This window comes from Orbus hercynius (assembly GCF_003634275.1).
GTDB classification, from domain to species: Bacteria; Pseudomonadota; Gammaproteobacteria; order Enterobacterales; family Orbaceae; genus Orbus; species Orbus hercynius.
In genome coordinates this window covers 132,973-150,680 of sequence record NZ_RBWY01000001.1, presented here as the reverse complement: position 1 = coordinate 150,680, position 17,708 = coordinate 132,973, and the positions used below count along the sequence as shown (strand labels likewise).

General features: G+C 38.8%; 16 protein-coding genes. All 16 read right to left on the bottom strand.

Annotation, left to right across the window (positions count from 1 at the left end; translation table 11 throughout):
• Nucleotides 1-89: 89 nt before the first annotated feature.
• Nucleotides 90-1,343 (bottom strand): cell division protein FtsA, encoded by a 1,254-nt coding sequence (gene ftsA, locus DES39_RS00775; protein ID WP_121143872.1) that lies wholly within the window; start codon nt 1,341-1,343, stop codon nt 90-92.
• A 14-nt stretch (nt 1,344-1,357) separates the two neighbouring features.
• Nucleotides 1,358-2,188, bottom strand: a complete 831-nt coding sequence (locus DES39_RS00770) for a cell division protein FtsQ/DivIB (RefSeq protein WP_121143871.1) — start codon at nt 2,186-2,188, stop codon at nt 1,358-1,360.
• Nucleotides 2,189-2,227: 39 nt separating this feature from the next.
• Entirely contained in the window at nt 2,228-3,136 is a 909-nt protein-coding gene (locus DES39_RS00765) for a D-alanine--D-alanine ligase (RefSeq protein ID WP_121143870.1), read from the bottom strand.
• A complete protein-coding gene (gene murC, locus DES39_RS00760; RefSeq protein ID WP_121143869.1) occupies nt 3,136-4,599 on the bottom strand; it encodes a UDP-N-acetylmuramate--L-alanine ligase in 1,464 nt (487 codons plus the stop codon). Before murC ends, DES39_RS00765 begins: the two co-directional genes overlap by 1 nt.
• A 21-nt stretch (nt 4,600-4,620) precedes the next feature.
• The gene (gene murG, locus DES39_RS00755; RefSeq protein ID WP_121143868.1) at nt 4,621-5,682 is read right to left on the bottom strand and encodes an undecaprenyldiphospho-muramoylpentapeptide beta-N-acetylglucosaminyltransferase; all 1,062 of its coding nucleotides are present in this window, start codon (nt 5,680-5,682) and stop codon (nt 4,621-4,623) included.
• Nucleotides 5,679-6,836 (bottom strand): cell division protein FtsW, encoded by a 1,158-nt coding sequence (ftsW, locus tag DES39_RS00750; protein WP_121143867.1) that lies wholly within the window; start codon nt 6,834-6,836, stop codon nt 5,679-5,681. The genes murG and ftsW overlap by 4 nt, the downstream gene beginning before the upstream one ends.
• Nucleotides 6,836-8,164 carry a UDP-N-acetylmuramoyl-L-alanine--D-glutamate ligase gene (gene murD, locus DES39_RS00745; protein ID WP_121143866.1) on the bottom strand — a complete coding sequence of 443 codons (1,329 nt, stop codon included), beginning with the start codon at nt 8,162-8,164 and terminating at the stop codon, nt 6,836-6,838. The genes ftsW and murD overlap by 1 nt, the downstream gene beginning before the upstream one ends.
• A gap of 15 nt (nt 8,165-8,179) precedes the next feature.
• Nucleotides 8,180-9,283: a phospho-N-acetylmuramoyl-pentapeptide-transferase gene (gene mraY, locus DES39_RS00740; RefSeq protein ID WP_121143865.1), complete on the bottom strand. Its 1,104-nt coding sequence runs from the start codon at nt 9,281-9,283 to the stop codon at nt 8,180-8,182.
• A gap of 3 nt (nt 9,284-9,286) precedes the next feature.
• The gene (gene murF / locus DES39_RS00735) at nt 9,287-10,645 is read right to left on the bottom strand and encodes a UDP-N-acetylmuramoyl-tripeptide--D-alanyl-D-alanine ligase (RefSeq protein ID WP_121143864.1); all 1,359 of its coding nucleotides are present in this window, start codon (nt 10,643-10,645) and stop codon (nt 9,287-9,289) included.
• Nucleotides 10,642-12,204 carry a UDP-N-acetylmuramoyl-L-alanyl-D-glutamate--2,6-diaminopimelate ligase gene (gene murE / locus DES39_RS00730; RefSeq protein WP_121143863.1) on the bottom strand — a complete coding sequence of 521 codons (1,563 nt, stop codon included), beginning with the start codon at nt 12,202-12,204 and terminating at the stop codon, nt 10,642-10,644. The genes murF and murE overlap by 4 nt, the downstream gene beginning before the upstream one ends.
• A gap of 42 nt (nt 12,205-12,246) precedes the next feature.
• Nucleotides 12,247-13,971 carry a peptidoglycan glycosyltransferase FtsI gene (gene ftsI, locus DES39_RS00725; protein ID WP_121143862.1) on the bottom strand — a complete coding sequence of 575 codons (1,725 nt, stop codon included), beginning with the start codon at nt 13,969-13,971 and terminating at the stop codon, nt 12,247-12,249.
• Nucleotides 13,971-14,303, bottom strand: coding sequence for a cell division protein FtsL (ftsL, locus tag DES39_RS00720; RefSeq protein WP_121143861.1), 333 nt, complete (start codon nt 14,301-14,303; stop codon nt 13,971-13,973). The genes ftsI and ftsL overlap by 1 nt, the downstream gene beginning before the upstream one ends.
• Complete coding sequence (gene rsmH / locus DES39_RS00715) at nt 14,300-15,232, bottom strand: 16S rRNA (cytosine(1402)-N(4))-methyltransferase RsmH (protein ID WP_121143860.1); 933 nt, start codon at nt 15,230-15,232, stop codon at nt 14,300-14,302. Before rsmH ends, ftsL begins: the two co-directional genes overlap by 4 nt.
• Before the next feature lie 8 nt (nt 15,233-15,240).
• Complete coding sequence (gene mraZ, locus DES39_RS00710) at nt 15,241-15,687, bottom strand: division/cell wall cluster transcriptional repressor MraZ (RefSeq protein WP_121143859.1); 447 nt, start codon at nt 15,685-15,687, stop codon at nt 15,241-15,243.
• A gap of 421 nt (nt 15,688-16,108) precedes the next feature.
• A complete protein-coding gene (gene rsuA, locus DES39_RS00705; protein ID WP_121143858.1) occupies nt 16,109-16,795 on the bottom strand; it encodes a 16S rRNA pseudouridine(516) synthase RsuA in 687 nt (228 codons plus the stop codon).
• Nucleotides 16,796-16,895: 100 nt separating this feature from the next.
• On the bottom strand, nt 16,896-17,609 hold the full coding sequence (locus DES39_RS00700) for a class I SAM-dependent methyltransferase (protein ID WP_121143857.1): 714 nt from the start codon (nt 17,607-17,609) through the stop codon (nt 16,896-16,898).
• Between the last annotated feature and the right edge of the window lie 99 nt (nt 17,610-17,708).

The window sequence follows — 17,708 nt, the reverse complement described above, 5'->3', positions numbered from 1 at the left end:
TATCTGCATCTCTACAACGCTTAGCTAATATTGTACAGATAAGCATCCGTAAAGTCACGCAGTTAATGAATGAATTATTATAAATTTAGCTAAAACTCTTTTTTAAACCAACCGGTTACACGTTTAGCTAATCCCTTTATTGATGCCTTATCTTTCACGCGATCATCATCATTTAAAATGCTTTGCTTACCATAATGCAATAATCCAACTGTTGTTGAGCAATAAGGCTTTTGTACATAATCGGTTAAGCCTGAAATATTCAGTGGGTAACCGATTCTAACCTGATTATGGAATACTTTCTCAGCACATTCGACCAAACCTTTAATCTGTGAAGCCCCACCAGTTAATACAATACCTGCTGCCAGTTGGTGTTTAACATTTTGCTGTTTCAGCCCCTCTTGCAAGGTTGCCAGTTCTTTTTGTACAAGCGATAATAATTCGGTGTAACGTGGTTCAATCACATCAGCAAGTGTTTGCCTTTGAAGCGTTCGAGAAGGGCGCCCACCCACACTGGGTACATCAATTACTTCATCTTTACCAACAAGCGCGCCGGTTGCACAGCCATATTTAATTTTAATATTTTCAGCATCCATAGGTGGCGTACCAAATGCATAAGCGATATCACTAGTCACTACATTACCTGCATAAGGAATCACAACAGAGTGGCGTAACGCACCTCCTGTATACACTGAAATGTCCATGGTTCCACCACCGATATCAATCACGCAAGCACCTAACTCTTTTTCATCGTCAGTTAATACCGCATAGCTTGATGCCAGCCCAGAGAAAATTAACTGATCAACTTTTAGTCCACACCGTTCAACCGCTTTGACGATATTTTTTGCCATATCATTATGACAAGTGATGAGATGAACTTTAGACTTCATTCGTACGCCAGATAAGCCAATTGGGTTTTTGATCCCTTCTTGTAAATCAATAGAATATTCTTGAGCAATAACATGTAAAATACGATGTTCGTCTAATATTCTGACCGATTTAGCAGTGTGGACAACGTTTTCAACATCATCGACACTGACCTCTTCAGCAGCAATTGGCACCATACCAATTTCATTTTGACAACGTATATGTTTACCTGACAGCGCTAAATAGACAGATGATATCTGGCAATCGGCCATCAACTCAGCTTGATCAACAGCACGCTGGATAGATTTAACCACAGACTCAAGATCATTAACACCGCCCTTATCAACACCCTTAGAAGGACAGTGACCGACACCTATTATATTAACAATACCATCTGGAAGTACTTCTCCAACAAGCGCAAGTACCTTGGATGTACCAACTTCCAGTCCAACGACTAACTTTTTATCTGTTGCTTTCATACTTCAATTCCTAATTATTTCTCAATTTTTTGTTTTTTTACTGAAATACCATTCTCATAGCGTAAATCAACCGCCACAACCCTTTCACCATCTGGTAATCCAGCCTGAATATCTGACAAAAAATGAATAAAACGTCGATAACGTTCAACCATTTTTTCTCTACCCAACTTTAATTCAATGTTTTGATCATCCACACAAAAACCATTTACACAAGGCCGAACTATCAAGGTCCAAGCATTTCTATCATCCGCACTAGCATCAAGAATCGATAATGTTAGTGAACGATTAACAGATTCCTTAGATATTTCATCCAGTCGACGAAATGTTGCCAAAACTAGTTTTTCTTTACCAATAGGACCCGATAGTCTCGGAATTAAGTCGTTATTAAGACGATCTTTTGGTACGCTAAATAGCACACCATCTTCATCTAATAAAAACACTTCATTCCAAAAATAACACGGCTTATACTCAACAAGATGAACAATTAATCGATCTGGCCACTGCTTGCGCACACTCACTTGTTTAATCCAAGGTAGTCGCATAATTTCTTGTTGAATATCATCAACATCTTGCGCAATATAAGTATTAGGTAACCCTAAACCTAATATCGCCCGACGAATATCATCTTCGGTTGTAAAAGCATGATCGCCCGTTAACGTTAATTGCGATAAGATTACTCGCTCAGGGTTATCCACCCAACGCGTTACGGTTAAAACAGTCCAAAATCCAAATAATAATACGATGATGAAAAACACAAAACCAACCAACTGCTCTCTATTGGCAAACACGAATATGACCTTTTTATGGCTCTCTTTTCGTTGTGCGGCTTGTCGTGTTTTTTTCATGTTAATTTTTTCTAACGATTACTTGGAATTTAACTAACTTTAAACTGTTGCTAAAGTTAAAATTGTATAAACTAAATCACTAAAAGACCAACCCTGTTGCTTTGCTGCCATCGGCACAAGACTATGGTCGGTCATACCTGGCGCGGTGTTAACCTCTAATAAATAAGGCTGACCATCTTTGCCAAACATGATATCAACTCTCCCCCAACCACGGCAACCTACCGCTTGATAGGCCTTCCACGCCAATTCTCTTAATGCCATTTCATTGTGTTGATCAAGACCACTTGGACAAAAATATTGTGTTTTATCAGAAAGATACTTTGCATCATAATCATAAAATGTCGTTGCAGGTTGAATTTTTATTGTCGGTAAAACCTCATCACCGACAATAGCGACCGTGTATTCAGCGCCCGCTAAGAATGCTTCTACCATGATAGAACTATCAAATTTAAAAGCATGATCAAGCGCAGATTGTAAATCAGTTACTTTATCGACGCGACTCATTCCAACACTTGAGCCTTCATGGCTAGGTTTTACAAATAATGGCAAACCCAATTGTTTCACGATCGTCTCACAACAAACCGCTTGGCCTTTCTCTAACATCACATAATCAGCAACCGGTAAATTAGATGACTTCCAAATTAACTTGGTTTTTAGCTTATCCATCGTCAATGCTGAAGATAAAACATCACTACCAGTATAAGGAATATTTTGGTAGGTTAAAATCGCTTGCGTAATACCATCTTCACCACCCCGACCATGCAGTGCAATGAAGGCTTTGGTAAAACCATCTTTTTTTAATTGTGTAATTGGGTATGTACTTGTATCAATAGCATGAGCATTAATACCTTTTGCTAATAACCCATTTAAAACAGCATTCCCTGATTTTAGCGAAACTTCACGCTCAGCAGAAGTTCCACCTAGCAATACAGCAACTTTATCCGCCATTATTGATTACCTTCTAATAATGATTCTTGTGCAAATAACCCCATTTTCGATAAATGGCTAGCAATCTTGCCAACGCTACCTGCACCTTGAGTTAATAATAAATCTCCGCCCTTTAATACTTCGGATAATACCTGAGGTAATGTATTAGGATCAGATACATATATAGGATCAACTTTACCTCGATTACGAATCGTTCGGCATAATGCCCGACTATCCGCTCCAGCAATAGGTTGTTCACCTGCTGAGTAAACATCGAGCATAATTAATACATCTACTTGCGATAAAACATTTGCAAAGTCATCAAACAAGTCACGGGTTCGCGTATAACGATGAGGCTGAAATAGCATAGCTAATCGTTTTTCTGACCAACCATTTCGAGCCGCTTGAATTGTCACGCTAACTTCACTTGGATGATGACCATAATCATCAACAAGCATGATTTCACCACCATTAGGATGAACATACGAACCTAAAAAGTCAAAACGACGATTTGTGCCACCAAATTTTGCCAATGCAGCAAGAATTGATGCATCATCAATACCATCTTCTGTTGCCGCAATCAATGCAGCAGTTGCATTTAATGCATTATGCTTACCTGGCGCATTAAGCTCAATATCTAATTCGCTTAATCCGGGCCTAACGACAGTAAAATAACTTCGATTAAGCACTTGTCGATAATGTTTAATCTTTACATCAGCACCATCATCAAATCCATAACTAATAATTTTCCGTCCAACAATTGGCAACAATTCGCGCGTAATCTGATCGTCAAAACACATAATAGCTAGACCATAAAATGGTAAATTGTGTAAAAACGTAATAAATGTTTGTTTTAAATTATCAAGATTACCTTGATAGGTATCCATATGGTCAGCTTCAATATTTGTCACAATTGAGACCATCGGTTGTAAATGCAAAAAAGATGCATCACTTTCATCAGCTTCCGCAATAAAGTAACGGCTAGTACCTAATCTTGCATGTGTGCCAGCGGCTTTAACTAGTCCACCATTTACAAATGTCGGGTCGAGTTTTGCTTCCGCATAAATTGCTGTCACCATCGCGGTTGTTGTTGTTTTGCCATGCGTGCCGGCAATGGCAATACCATAACGAAAACGCATCAGCTCAGCGAGCATTTGAGCACGCTGGATCACGGGAATTCTGGCTTCAATTGCCGCCATCACTTCAATATTTTCGTTTGAAATCGCTGATGAAATAACAACCACACTAGCGCCAATAATATTTTCCGCTTTATGACCAATAGTAATTTGGGCCCCTAAGTGAGATAAATTTTGAGTGACTGTGTTTTCAGCAATATCTGAACCACTAATTTCATACCCTTCATTAGCAAGGACTTCTGCGATTCCACCCATTCCTGCACCGCCGATTCCCACAAAGTGAATATGTTTGACTCGTTTCATTTCAGGAATGATTGTTCTTAACGCTACTAATTTATTTACATTCATCATCGTTCTTATTAATTGTTTTTAAGGTTGCGTCACACAATCATTAATAGCTTGTGCAACTTCTAACGCAGAATCTTTAATTGCAAGGCTGCTTGCTTTATTAGCCATACTCAACAATTGATTGCGATCAAGCGATGTTAATATTGTGACTAATTTATCAGAAGTAAAATGTATCTGCTCAATAATTTGTGCCGCACCAATATCTTGCAGCAGCTTAGCATTCCAATATTGCTGCCGATCTTTATGCATAAAAGGAACAAAAATAGCGCCGAGTCCAACAACTTGAATTTCACTGACCGTTAATGCCCCACTACGACAAATAATAAGATCTGCCCAGCGATATGCTTCAGCCACATCATCAATAAACTCGCTAACTTTATTATGTGTCATATCAATACCTTCATAGGCAGATAAAACCTTATCTTGCGAACCTTTACCGGTTTGATGCCAAATCTCAAATCGATCAGCGACTTGCTTGAAGGCAACCGGGATAACCTCATTTAATATTTTTGCACCTTGGCTACCACCCATAACTAAAATGCGTAGTTTACCCTGATGTTCAGTAAAACGTTCTTGTGGTGAGGGGAGTGATAAAATATCGGTGCGTACCGGATTACCAACCACCTTAGCATCCTTAAAAGCTGATGGAAATGCTTGCAACACCACTGTTGCTATTTTTGATAGCCATTGATTAGTCAAGCCGGCTATGCCATTTTGCTCATGCAAAACAACGGGTATGCCACAAAGTTTTGCCGCAAGTCCACCCGGACCTGAAACATATCCGCCCATACCTAAGACCACATCAGGCTGATAAATTTTTATAATCTTTCTTGCTTGTATTACCGCTTTAAAAATCCGTATTGGTGCTAACAATTTTGCCAATATACCTTTGCCACGAATTGCTGATATGGTAATAAAATCAATGTCGATACCATGCTGAGGAACTAACTGAGCCTCCATTCGATCAGCTGTTCCCAGCCAACGAACTTGCCAACCTTGTTGAATTAATTCCTGCGCGACAGCAAGTCCTGGAAAAACATGGCCGCCGGTTCCACCTGCCATAATTAATATTTTTTTGATCATTTTTTTACCCTTACTCTGGCTTGGATCTGCTCTTGACGAAACTCAAAATCGATACGAAGTAATAACGCCACAGCGACACTCATTATAATTAGACTCGATCCACCATAACTTATAAATGGTAGCGTTAATCCTTTAGTTGGTAACATACCCGATGTTACACCAATATTTACAAACGTTTGAAAACCAAACCAAATACCGATTTGACAGGCTAAATATCCGGAAAACTGAGCACCAACGCTCAGTGAACGATAACCAATAGATAATGCTTTAAATGTCAAAAAAAACAACAACGCCAAAATCATAATGACACCAAAATAGCCCAACTCTTCTGCTATAATTGAAAAAATAAAATCCGTGTGAGCTTCGGGCAGATAACCGAGTTTTCGTACCGAATTACCTAACCCCTGTCCCCAGAATCCACCATTACCAATTGCCATCAAAGAACTAGTCAATTGATAGCCCGATCCGGTTGGATCTTTCCAAGGATCAAGGAAGGTGGTAAAACGCGTTAAGCGATAGGGCTCAAATAATATCAATAATACAACCGAAAAAATACCGGTTGCCAGTATCGCTATAAATTGCCACAACCTGGCCCCAGCAATAAATAAAATACCTAATGTGACCGAGAATAGAACAATGACCGTGCCCAAATCGGGCTGTTTTAATAGTAATAACGATAAAACCAACATAACCGTCATTGGTTTAAAAAAGCCCCAAAAACTACTTTGAACTTCGTCTGACTTACGCTTTAAATAACTCGCTAGATAACAAAATAGCGCTAATTTAGATAACTCTGCTGGCTGAAAATTAAATATCCCAAGTGGAATCCAGCGAGACGCACCTTTTATTGCTGAACCAGTAAATAACACGACAATCAATAAAATAATCGTTAATAACAATAGTGGCATACTAGCTTGTTTCCAGCGAGCTATTGGAATATATAAAACAATCAACATAACCGTTATTGCTAGCCCTAACTGAACAAGTTCACGTTGCGTGTAAAAAAAAGGACGATTTTCGCTCATTGCCATTGATGCTGACGTGACCATCAGTACACCAAATATCATCAGTCCAATTACCGTCCATAGTAATGCACGATCATATAACATACTTTGCGCATTGACCTGTGTATTAATCCGAATGAGTCTACGCATTATCCAAGCTCCTTTGCTAAAGCTGCAAAGCTGTTACCGCGTTCGATATAGTTTTTAAATTGATCTAAACTCGCACATGCTGGAGACAATAACACGACATCATTCGCTTGCGTTTTTTGAGCAATTGCGCATATAGCCTCTTGCATTGTATTAACTTTAGTTGTGACCGTTGGTCTTAATCGCGCAAGCAAGTCTTTATCTCGGCCAAAGCAATAAATCTCAAGCTGTTTTTGTCGTAATAAATGAGGAAGTAATGGTGAAAAATCAGCCGACTTTCCGTCACCACCTAATAAAAGATATAACGTCCCCTGACATACGATACTGTTTAAAGCAGCTTCAGTACTTCCCACATTAGTGGCTTTAGAGTCGTTAATCCATTTAACGCCTTTATTTTCAAATACTAATTCAAAGCGATGTGATAATCCTTGAAAGTGTTTTATCGCCGCTAAACTACTTTCTCTTGCAATATCTAATGCATCAGTAATAGCTAACGCAGCAAGAATATTCAGATAGTTATGTAATCCAATAAGCTGGGCTTGTTGAGTTTCTAGGACTGCTACATCATTAATGACCAGATGTTGCTGCAGATCATCTAAATGATATTGCCCATTTGCCACACCAAACTCAATACACTTCGACTGCTCAGACGGATCAATTGGATAGGTTAATTGATCATCATAGTTAATAATGCAGTGTTTAGCATTGGTATAAATGCGCTGCTTGGCCGCCGTATATTGCTTAATGCCATCGGGGTAGCGATCCATATGATCTTCTGAAACATTTAAAATCGTCGCAGCAGTAGCGCGTAAGCTAAAGGTTGTCTCAAGTTGAAAGCTTGAAAGCTCTAACACAAAAACATCGCAATCTTCATCTAACAAACTGAGTGCAGCTTGACCAATATTACCGCCAACACCCACTTTAGCACCTGAAGCTTTAACGATTTCACCCACTAACGTGGTCACGGTGGTTTTACCATTTGAGCCAGTAATCGCTGCTATTTTTTTACCACTATGCTGATTAACTTCCCGACAGAAAAGCTCAATATCACCAACAATCTCAACACCGTGTTGTTGTGCTTCTACTAGCTCTGGTGTCGATAATGCAATACCTGGACTTGCAACGATTAAATCAGCAGATAACAACCAATCAAGTTTTAAGCTGCCAATGTGATAAGGTACTCGGCAATCTAGCAGATCTAAACCATCAGGCTTCACACGTGTATCAATGACCTTTGGAATAACATTTTTGGTCAAAAAGTAATTTACACAAGATAATCCTGTGATACCTAGCCCAACAATAACAATGTTTTTTCCACGATAATTGATCATATTCATTCCATTTACTTAACGTATTTTCAACGTAACTAAGCCGATTAGTACCAGCATCAGTGAAATAATCCAAAAACGAACAATCACTCTAGGTTCTGGCCAACCTTTTAATTCATAATGATGATGAATCGGTGCCATGCGGAAAATACGTTTACCGCGTAATTTGAATGATCCAACTTGTAAAATCACCGATAACGTTTCAATCACAAAAATGCCACCCATAATCAGTAATAAAAACTCTTGTCGTAATAAAACCGCAATAATACCGAGTACACCCCCTAATGCAAGTGAACCAACATCCCCCATAAATACCATAGCGGGATAAGTATTAAACCATAAAAATCCTAGCCCCGCGCCAACAATAGACATGCAAATAATCATTAATTCACCACTATAGCGAATATAAGGAATATGTAAGTGCTGAGCAAAACTAACCGATCCGCCGGCAAAACTCGCCGTTCCTGTTGCCCATGCAACTAACGCAAATCCCGCCGCAACCATGATCGTTGGCACAATAGCCAATCCATCCAAACCATCGGTTAAATTAACGGCATTGCCTGCGCCCACAACGACAAAATAAGTCAGCAAAATAAAGAACACCCCCAACTGAGGCATCACATCTTTAAAGAAAGGCACCACTAAAACCGTAACTGACGTATCTTTACCATAGGCATATAATCCAAATGCCACAATTAAAGCAATCAATGACTGCCAAAAGTATTTCCAACGCGCAATTAAACCATCGGTATTTTTGCGCACCACTTTCAGATAATCATCAACAAAGCCAACAATGCCATAACCAATGAGTACAAATAGCGTCACCCATACATAGGGATTCTTCAAATCAGCCCATAATAAAACCGAGATTGTAATAGAGGCTAAAATTAACGTTCCCCCCATCGTCGGTGTCCCTTTTTTACTCAAGTGGCTTTCTGGACCATCATTACGGATGACCTGGCCTATTTGTAATTTTTGCAACCAATCAATCACCTTTTGCCCAAAGGCTAACGAAATAATCAACGCGGTTAATAACGCTAAAATTGATCTTACCGTGACATAAGAAAATACATTAAAAAACGTCACATATTTAACTAAAAAACTGGATAACAAAAATAACATAGTTTAACCCTGACAATGATTAATATTATGAATAACTTCTTCCATCTTCGAACTACGAGAACCTTTTACCAATACCGTTGCAATTGGCTGCATTTGTAATATTTGACGTAAAAAGATACTCGCTTGACTTTTGTCCTGAAAATGATGCCCAACACCACTAAACTGACTAATTAAAGCACTATTTTCACCCACACTAATAACGCAATCTAAATTCGCATTATGGGCCTTTTCACCAATTTGCTGATGTAAATACACTGAATCGTTTCCCAACTCAGCCATATCGCCAACCACTAAAATTTTATAGCCTCTTTGTCCCGCTAAAACATCAATTGCAGCGGTCATTGAGCCAATATTGGCATTATAAGAATCATCTAGAATCAGCTGATCATCGTTTAACGGTATAGGAAATAGTCGCCCTTTCACCGCTTTTACCGATTGTAATCCCGTTTTGATCTGCTCAAGATTAGCCCCTACTGAAATGGCTAAAGCAGCAGATGCAACGGCATTAGCAACATTATGTAGCCCCAATAATGGTAAATGAATGACAACCTTGCCAATTGGTGTATGCAAAATAAATTCGGTTCCTGCGCTTTGCACAATATTTTGAGCATAAAAATCCGCATCTGTATTTTGTAAAGCAAAAGAATAAATTTTTTTATCATTTAAATCATCGAGCCAATTTTGACGATAACTATCTAAATTTACAATGGCAATACCCTGCATGGGTAACCCTAAAAAGATTTCACTTTTTGCTTTTGCAACGCCATCGAGCGAACCAAAACCTTCCAAGTGTGCCTGAGCAATATTATTAATCAATGCACTATGGGGTTTGACCATTTGTGTTGTATAAGCAATTTCGCCAATATGATTCGCGCCCAGCTCAATCACGGCAAATTCATCTTGTTCAGTCAATTGGAATAGCGTTAAAGGCACACCGATATCATTATTCAAATTACCTTTAGTAAATAGGGTTTGACCACATTGAGATAAAATCGCTGCCGTCATCTCTTTGACTGATGTTTTACCTGATGATCCCGTTAAAGCAACAACTTTTGCGGTTGAATGTTCCCTTACCCAAGTGGCAATTTGACCTAATGCAAGGTGAGTATCTTGCACAATAATTTGCGGTGTCTTATCATCAATTTGATGGCTAACTAAAGCAACGCTCGCCCCCTCGGTAACCGCTTGCTTAACAAACTCATGTCCATCAAATTTTTCACCCATTAAAGCAATAAATAATGCGCCGCTGGACATTTTCCTTGAATCAATAGTGATATCAGTAATAATTTTATCATCATTATTCACGGCAACACATTGTCCACCAACGACTTGTAACAAATCTTTAATTGAAATGGCTATCATTCTGCTATTCCTAATAATTGCTGTACGGCTTCACGATCAGAATAGTGATGTTTTATCTCGCCAATAATTTGGTAATCCTCATGACCTTTACCGGCGATTAAAATAACATCATCTTCATTTGCCTGCTTCATTGCCCATTTAATCGCTTGATATCGCTCTTTAATCACCTCGACTCTCAAGCCTTGACTAAAACCCTTTAAAATATCCTCAATAATCTGATCTTGGTCTTCAGTTCTTGGATTATCATTAGTCACAATAATATTATCAGTATAAGACTGCGCTACTTTGGCCATTAATGAACGTTTACCGTTATCGCGATCACCGCCGCAGCCAAATATAACCCAGAGCCGCCCATGGCAATGCTCTTTAGCGGCACTAAGTGCTTTATCTAAGGCATCAGGTGTATGTGCATAATCAACAATCGCTGTTGGTTTACCTGCCCCTGTAAATATTTCCATTCGACCTGTCACCGGTAACAAATAAGACGCCGTATTAACAAGACGAGAAAAAGGAAAATCCAAAGCTAACAAGGTTGCAAATGACACCAATAAATTGGACACATTAAAAGCACCGAACAATCGACTCTCTAAGGTGCCATGACCAAAGCTTGAATCAAAATGAATCGATACACCTTTATTATGGTACTCTAAAGAAGACACCGCGATATAAGGTTTATCTAACTGACGAATTCGCATTAAATAATCTGGATTGGCAGAAACCACCATCACATCATCAAGCCGATTTATCCATGCATTGCCAACGGTATCATCATAATTGATAATTCTTTTTCCTGATGATATAACGGCTAATTCCGTTTTTGCAGGTGAGAATAACGACCATTTAGCCGTTTCATATTTTGCCATTGTATGATGAAAATCCAAATGATCACGGCTTAAATTGGTAAAAACACTAGCCGAAAAACTCACATCCTCAACGCGCCCTAATGCTAAACCATGGGATGAGACTTCCATCGCCACCACATCAACTTTATTTGCTAAAAAATCAGCTAAATAATGCTGAATATCAACGTTTGATGGTGTAGTATTCGCTGAAGGAGTAAGCTGACCCAAAACCCCATTACCAATCGTGCCAAGTACGGCTGATTTTTTGCCGAGTAAGACAGCCCACTGAGCAATTAACTGAGTGACAGTGGTTTTACCATTCGTGCCTGTTACTCCAACAACCCTCATTTTGTCAGATGGGTAGCCATAAAATTCAGCTGCAAATGCGGATATTCGTTGTGATAACTGATAAACATCAATTCGTATACAAGGGCGATTATTAGGTTGATAATATGTGACTATACCATCATCGGAATGCTGATTTGTCTCAACTAAAATCGCAATAGCGCCAGCGTCTATGGCTTGTGCAATAAAGTCTTTACCGTCACGACATTGCCCTTTCAAAGCAACAAATATATCATTAGTACTAACGAGGCGGCTGTCTAACTTCAATTGGTTAATGGCATAATTTTTAGACGAAAAAATAGCATGTGCTTCTTTTGATTGCACCTTTGCGTTAAAATATTTAATTAGCTTTTCTAAACTATAATTAGCCATTACTATTCTCATCCCAACATCATTCTACGATTATTTTATTTTTTAGTAGATAATCATCTGATTATCTAATTCTTTATCTGGTTTAATATTCATTGTTCTTAACGTTCCACCCATTATTCGGCTAAAAATAGGGGCAGATACCGTACCACCATAATATTGGCCTGATTTTGGATTATCAATAATCACCACCAATGAATACCTTGGATTTGTTGCGGGTGCAATCCCTGCCGTATAAGCAATATATTGATTAATATACGTATGATCGACACCTAATTTTTTGGCGGTACCCGTTTTTACCGCGACACTATAGCCCGGAACTGATGCTTTTGTTCCCCCCCCGCTAACTGCTACAGCTTCCATTAACTGTACCACCGTTTTAGCGGTTTTTTCATCGACAACTCGCTGACCTTTTACCGGTTCATTGACTCGTAAAATCGATACAGGTCGATAGACACCATAACTTCCAATAGTTGCATATGCTCGTGCTAATTGTAATGGCGTGACCATTAATCCATAACCAAAAGAATAAGTCGCTCTTTCAATATCAGACCAGCGTTTTCGGTTTGCCGCAATTGATCCACTTGACTCACCACTAATTCCTAATGAGGTCGATTGTCCTAAACCAAAACGAGCATAAAATTCGATTAAATCACGTGGTTCCATTTGCAACGCTAAGCGGCTCACCCCAACGTTACTCGATTTTTCTAAAATTCCCGCCAAATTAAGTGCTTTTTGGTATGAAACATCCTTGACTTCATAGCGATTGACATAAAATGGCCTAGTATCAACTACGGTATTTAAATCAGCGATTTTTTTCTCAAGCGCGGCCATCACAACTAATGGTTTTACAGTTGAGCCAGGTTCAAACGCATCAGTTATTGCTGGATTACGTAATAACCGAGGATTGATCTTAGAGCGATTATTAGGATTATAAGATGGATTACTCGCCATCGCTAAAATCTCGCCTGTTTTGATATCAACCAATACTGCAGTACCGCTATCGGCTTTATTAAACTCAACCGCTTGAGCCAACTCTTTATACACGAGCGATTGTAATCGTTCATCAATGCTAAGCACTAAATCAATAGCAGCTTCACCATCCACTCGCTCTAACTCTTCAATCACTCGACCAAAGCGATCTCGTCGTACCACCCGCTGACCTGATTCACCAATCAGCCATTTATGATAGCTTTTTTCGATACCATCTGAACCAATTTCAACATTATTATCGATATTAGTTAAGCCAATTAACTGCGCCACACTTTCGCCGGCTGGATAATAGCGCTTGGATGTTTTATCAAAGTGAATCCCTGATAATTTCAATTTTTTTAAATAATTCGCATTAGTCGGTGTAATTTGTTTAGCTAAATAAACAAAACGCAGCGTTTTTTGCGTCAACTTTTGTTCTAACATCGTTATCGACATAGCAAGGCTTTTTGCTAACTCCTGCCATCTCACGTCTGCGGCATCAAAACCGCCAGTTTGAGCAACAATTTTAGGATCAGCCCATACATCATACATCGGTACACTAACCGCAAGTGCTCGCCCATTACGATCAAGAATCATCGCTCTTGGCACGCCAACATCTTGATAACGGATTGAACGTTTATCACCTTCGGTAATCAATCGCTCTGGTTCGACTAACTGTAATAAAGCAAGCTTACACACCAAACCTAAAACAGCCGCAAAAATGACGCCATAAACTACATAAAATCGCCATTTAGCAAAAAATTTATTTTCTGTTGGTTTTTTCTTCGCTAATTTCATTATTTATTCTTTATAACAATTACAGTCTCATTTTTGGATGATACATACTGCATACCCAACGTATTTGCTTTTTGTTCTATCCGCTTTGGTTCGGCAAGTACATTCTCTTCAATAATTAAATTTCGCCACTCACTTTCAAGTACATCACGTTCTAAGATAAGTTGTTCTTTTTCAAACAGCTGCTTTCGGGTCTGTTGAGTGACTAATAAGACAGAAAAAGCTGATCCAATAATTAAAATAACCAATAACATCGATAACTTTTGATGTTTAAAAAAATCATCAATCATTAATTTAACTAAACTAAACCTAGTCTTTGCATTACTATTATTCATCGGACTCTAGCTGCAATACGTAAGATCGCACTACGCGATCTTGGATTATGATCAATTTCATCCTTAGACGGCTTCACTTTGCCTAACGACTTTAATGAACAAGAACCATATTGCTTTATTTGCTGCTCTGTTAGCGGCAACCCTCTCGGAATCTCTGGTCCTTTACTCTGCTTTGCCATAAACTGCTTAACAATGCGATCCTCTAAAGAGTGAAAACTAATCACCGCTAATCGGCCGCTATCTTTTAATATTGCTAAACTCTCTTTTAATGCTAATTCAACTTCTTCAAGCTCACTATTAATATAAATTCGAATTGCCTGAAAACTTCGAGTTGCTGGATGTTTATGACGTTCTTTTACTGGACTTGCATTTGCGATAAGATTGGCTAATTCAAGTGTTCTGGTCATAGGCTGCTGTTGATTTTGTAACACAATAGCTCTAGCGATACGTTTAGCAAAACGCTCTTCGCCAAATGTTTTAAGCACCCAAGCAATATCATCCTCACTGCTTTGTATTAACCATTCACTCGCTGACATTCCTTTGCTTCTATCCATTCGCATATCAAGTGGCCCATCACGCATAAACGAAAAACCACGTTCAGGATCATCGAGTTGTGGAGATGACACCCCTAAATCAAGCAAAAAACCATCGATACATCCGACCAACTCTAGTGCTTCAATATAGGATTTAACCTGTGAAAATTGACCATGAATCATCGTAAAACGAGAATCGTTAATCTGTTTTGCTGATTCTATCGCATTGGTATCGCGATCAATGGCAATTAATCGGCCAGTTGGACCGAGTTGTTCAAGAATCAGTTTTGAATGCCCACCTCGCCCAAAAGTACCATCCACATAAATACCATCAGGTTTTATCGCTAATCCATCTATGGCTTCATGTAATAATACAGTTTGATGCAAGTAATTCATTTTCACCACTAAATTGTTAAATGTTTAAGATTTTCTGATAGTTCGCCAATATCAGCAGGAATAGCTGCAATATCTTCGACAATTTGTGTATGCCATAACGTTTCATCCCAAATTTCAAATTTATTTGATTGCCCGACAAACATCGTACTTTTTTCAAGTTTAGCGTACTGTCTTAGCGTTGTGGGAATGAGAATTCGTCCAGCATTATCCATTGGACATTCACTCGCATGGCCAAGTAATAATCGAGCTATGCGTCGCTCAACTTCGATCATTGAAGATAACTTTGCAAGTTTTTGCTCAATGAGTTGCCACGCGTCAGTAGGATACAACATTAAGCAGGGGTGATGAAGGCCGATAGTGCAGACTAATCCATCAGATAATACGTCACGGTAGCGAGTTGGAATCGCTAATCGACCTTTATTATCTAAATTGATTGAAACTGCGCCACTGAACATGATTATGTTTTCCTTGCTGACTCTAACAAAAAAATAAAATTGTTAAAAATCAGATTGTTATTATATTATCTATTTATACACCACTTTTCTCCACTTTTTACCACAAAAAAACAAAAAATGATAGTTATTTCGCCAACTTATTTATTAAGTCAAGTGAGATTGAGTAGCAATAAAATATGAAAATATTCACAACGATGTGATGTGTATATAAAGATGAGTGTTATATTGATTTGAGCCTAAAATCAGCAAGGCCATTGATTGGCGTCGAAAGATAGGGAAAATGAGAAGGCACATAATGAATATTATACGCATTGAAAATAGCATAAAGTTTATACGTTCACCCCTTTAAAGGGCAATACAGTTAGCATATTGCCCCAGTTGACATCAACGTTTTCAATCGATAAATGATCAACATGTTCGATTAAAGCGAGTCGACCTCAACTTGTGTTAAAGGGCGATATTCACCTTCAGCAATATCTAAATTAATCGCACCAATTTGTTGACGGTGTAAAGCCACAACATGATTACCTACCGCTGCAAACATGCGCTTAACTTGGTGATAACGACCTTCACTAATCGTTAAGCGGGCATGATGTGCATCGATAATTTCAAGTATGGCAGGCTTAGTTAAGGTAGACTCACCTTTTAGCGCAATTCCCTGAGTAAACTGCTCAATCAAATCTTCGCTTAACGGTTGTTCTAACTCAACTAAGTACGTTTTCTCGCAATGATACTTCGGTGAGGTAATACGATGCGACCACTGTCCATCGTCAGTGAGTAAAACTAAGCCCGTTGTATCAAGATCCAGCCGGCCAGCAGCATGTAGTTTTTCTGCCATTGGTTCATCAAGAAAATACAATACAGTTGGATGATCGGGATCATCAGTCGAACAAACATAACCTTGTGGTTTATGTAGCATAAAGTAGCGCTTACCATTAATTTGTTCAATAATATTATCTTGGTACTTAATTACTTGCTGAGCATTAATCTGGTAAGCACCAGACTTAATCACTTGGTCATCAACGGTCACATTTGAGGCTTTTAGCTCTTTATTAACAAGGGTTCGACTAATACCTAAATGGTGGGAAAGAAATTTATCCAATCGCATAACAACTAACTTATAAAAAGTAATATATGTTAGCTATTTTAAAGGAAAAATTCGATTAACCAATACTTTTTTATCAATAACGAGAAATACAAGGGATAATTTATTCAATAAGGGGGGCATAAATATCAAAACGGTGATTTTTGGTTTTAATCGAAGAAACGGGTTTTTGTTCAGCTAAAAACTGCGCATAATCCGGACGCTTAACTACAACACGTTTTTTAACGATTTTTCTGGCAATCGCTAATAAGTCATCGGCATCATTATCGCTTCCGACTAGTTCCTGAAAAACGCGCATCTCTTTTTTGACTAATGCGCTTTTTTGTCGATGTGGAAACATCGGATCGAGATAAACCACATCAGGCCTCATTATCACAGATGACAAACCTTGAGCACTATTATCAAAGGTTAAAACTAGTCGCTCTTGCAACCAATCACCAATCGCTTCATCTTGATATGCGCGGTTTAATCCATCCTCGAGTAATGCCGCGACAACAGGATGACGCTCAAACATGGTGACTTGACAACCGATAGCCGCTAATACAAAAGCATCGCGCCCTAATCCAGCCGTTGCATCAATGACAGCCGGTAAATAATCGCCTTTTACGCCAACCGCTTTTGCTACCGCTTCACCGCGGCCACCACCAAATTGGCGTCGATGTGCCATTGCCCCACTGACAAAATCCACATAAATTCCGCCTAATTTAGGTTCATCAATTTTAAGCAGCTCTAAATAACCACTACGATTTGATAACGCAAATACCTTATCTCGATCATGATAGCTTAGCCAATTATTCGCTTGTTCAAGTAGTGTCATCAGGATTCCATTTTGACAAAATCAGTTTTAATTCAATCGATCATGTCATCATTATACAAACAAAAAAATGCACCAACCATCGTGATGCATTTTAAACGT

Coding starts and splice junctions, on each gene's coding strand:
- mraZ (WP_121143859.1), bottom strand. CDS start 15,687: ATGTTCAGTGGCGCAGTTTCAATCAATTTAGATAATAAAGGTCGATTA.
- DES39_RS00770 (WP_121143871.1), bottom strand. CDS start 2,188: ATGAAAAAAACACGACAAGCCGCACAACGAAAAGAGAGCCATAAAAAG.
- murD (WP_121143866.1), bottom strand. CDS start 8,164: ATGATCAATTATCGTGGAAAAAACATTGTTATTGTTGGGCTAGGTATC.
- ftsW (WP_121143867.1), bottom strand. CDS start 6,836: ATGCGTAGACTCATTCGGATTAATACACAGGTCAATGCGCAAAGTATG.
- ftsA (WP_121143872.1), bottom strand. CDS start 1,343: ATGAAAGCAACAGATAAAAAGTTAGTCGTTGGACTGGAAGTTGGTACA.
- DES39_RS00700 (WP_121143857.1), bottom strand. CDS start 17,609: ATGACACTACTTGAACAAGCGAATAATTGGCTAAGCTATCATGATCGA.
- ftsL (WP_121143861.1), bottom strand. CDS start 14,303: ATGAATAATAGTAATGCAAAGACTAGGTTTAGTTTAGTTAAATTAATG.
- ftsI (WP_121143862.1), bottom strand. CDS start 13,971: ATGAAATTAGCGAAGAAAAAACCAACAGAAAATAAATTTTTTGCTAAA.
- murF (WP_121143864.1), bottom strand. CDS start 10,645: ATGATAGCCATTTCAATTAAAGATTTGTTACAAGTCGTTGGTGGACAA.
- murE (WP_121143863.1), bottom strand. CDS start 12,204: ATGGCTAATTATAGTTTAGAAAAGCTAATTAAATATTTTAACGCAAAG.
- mraY (WP_121143865.1), bottom strand. CDS start 9,283: ATGTTATTTTTGTTATCCAGTTTTTTAGTTAAATATGTGACGTTTTTT.
- murC (WP_121143869.1), bottom strand. CDS start 4,599: ATGAATGTAAATAAATTAGTAGCGTTAAGAACAATCATTCCTGAAATG.
- murG (WP_121143868.1), bottom strand. CDS start 5,682: ATGATCAAAAAAATATTAATTATGGCAGGTGGAACCGGCGGCCATGTT.
- rsuA (WP_121143858.1), bottom strand. CDS start 16,795: ATGCGATTGGATAAATTTCTTTCCCACCATTTAGGTATTAGTCGAACC.
- DES39_RS00765 (WP_121143870.1), bottom strand. CDS start 3,136: ATGGCGGATAAAGTTGCTGTATTGCTAGGTGGAACTTCTGCTGAGCGT.
- rsmH (WP_121143860.1), bottom strand. CDS start 15,232: ATGAATTACTTGCATCAAACTGTATTATTACATGAAGCCATAGATGGA.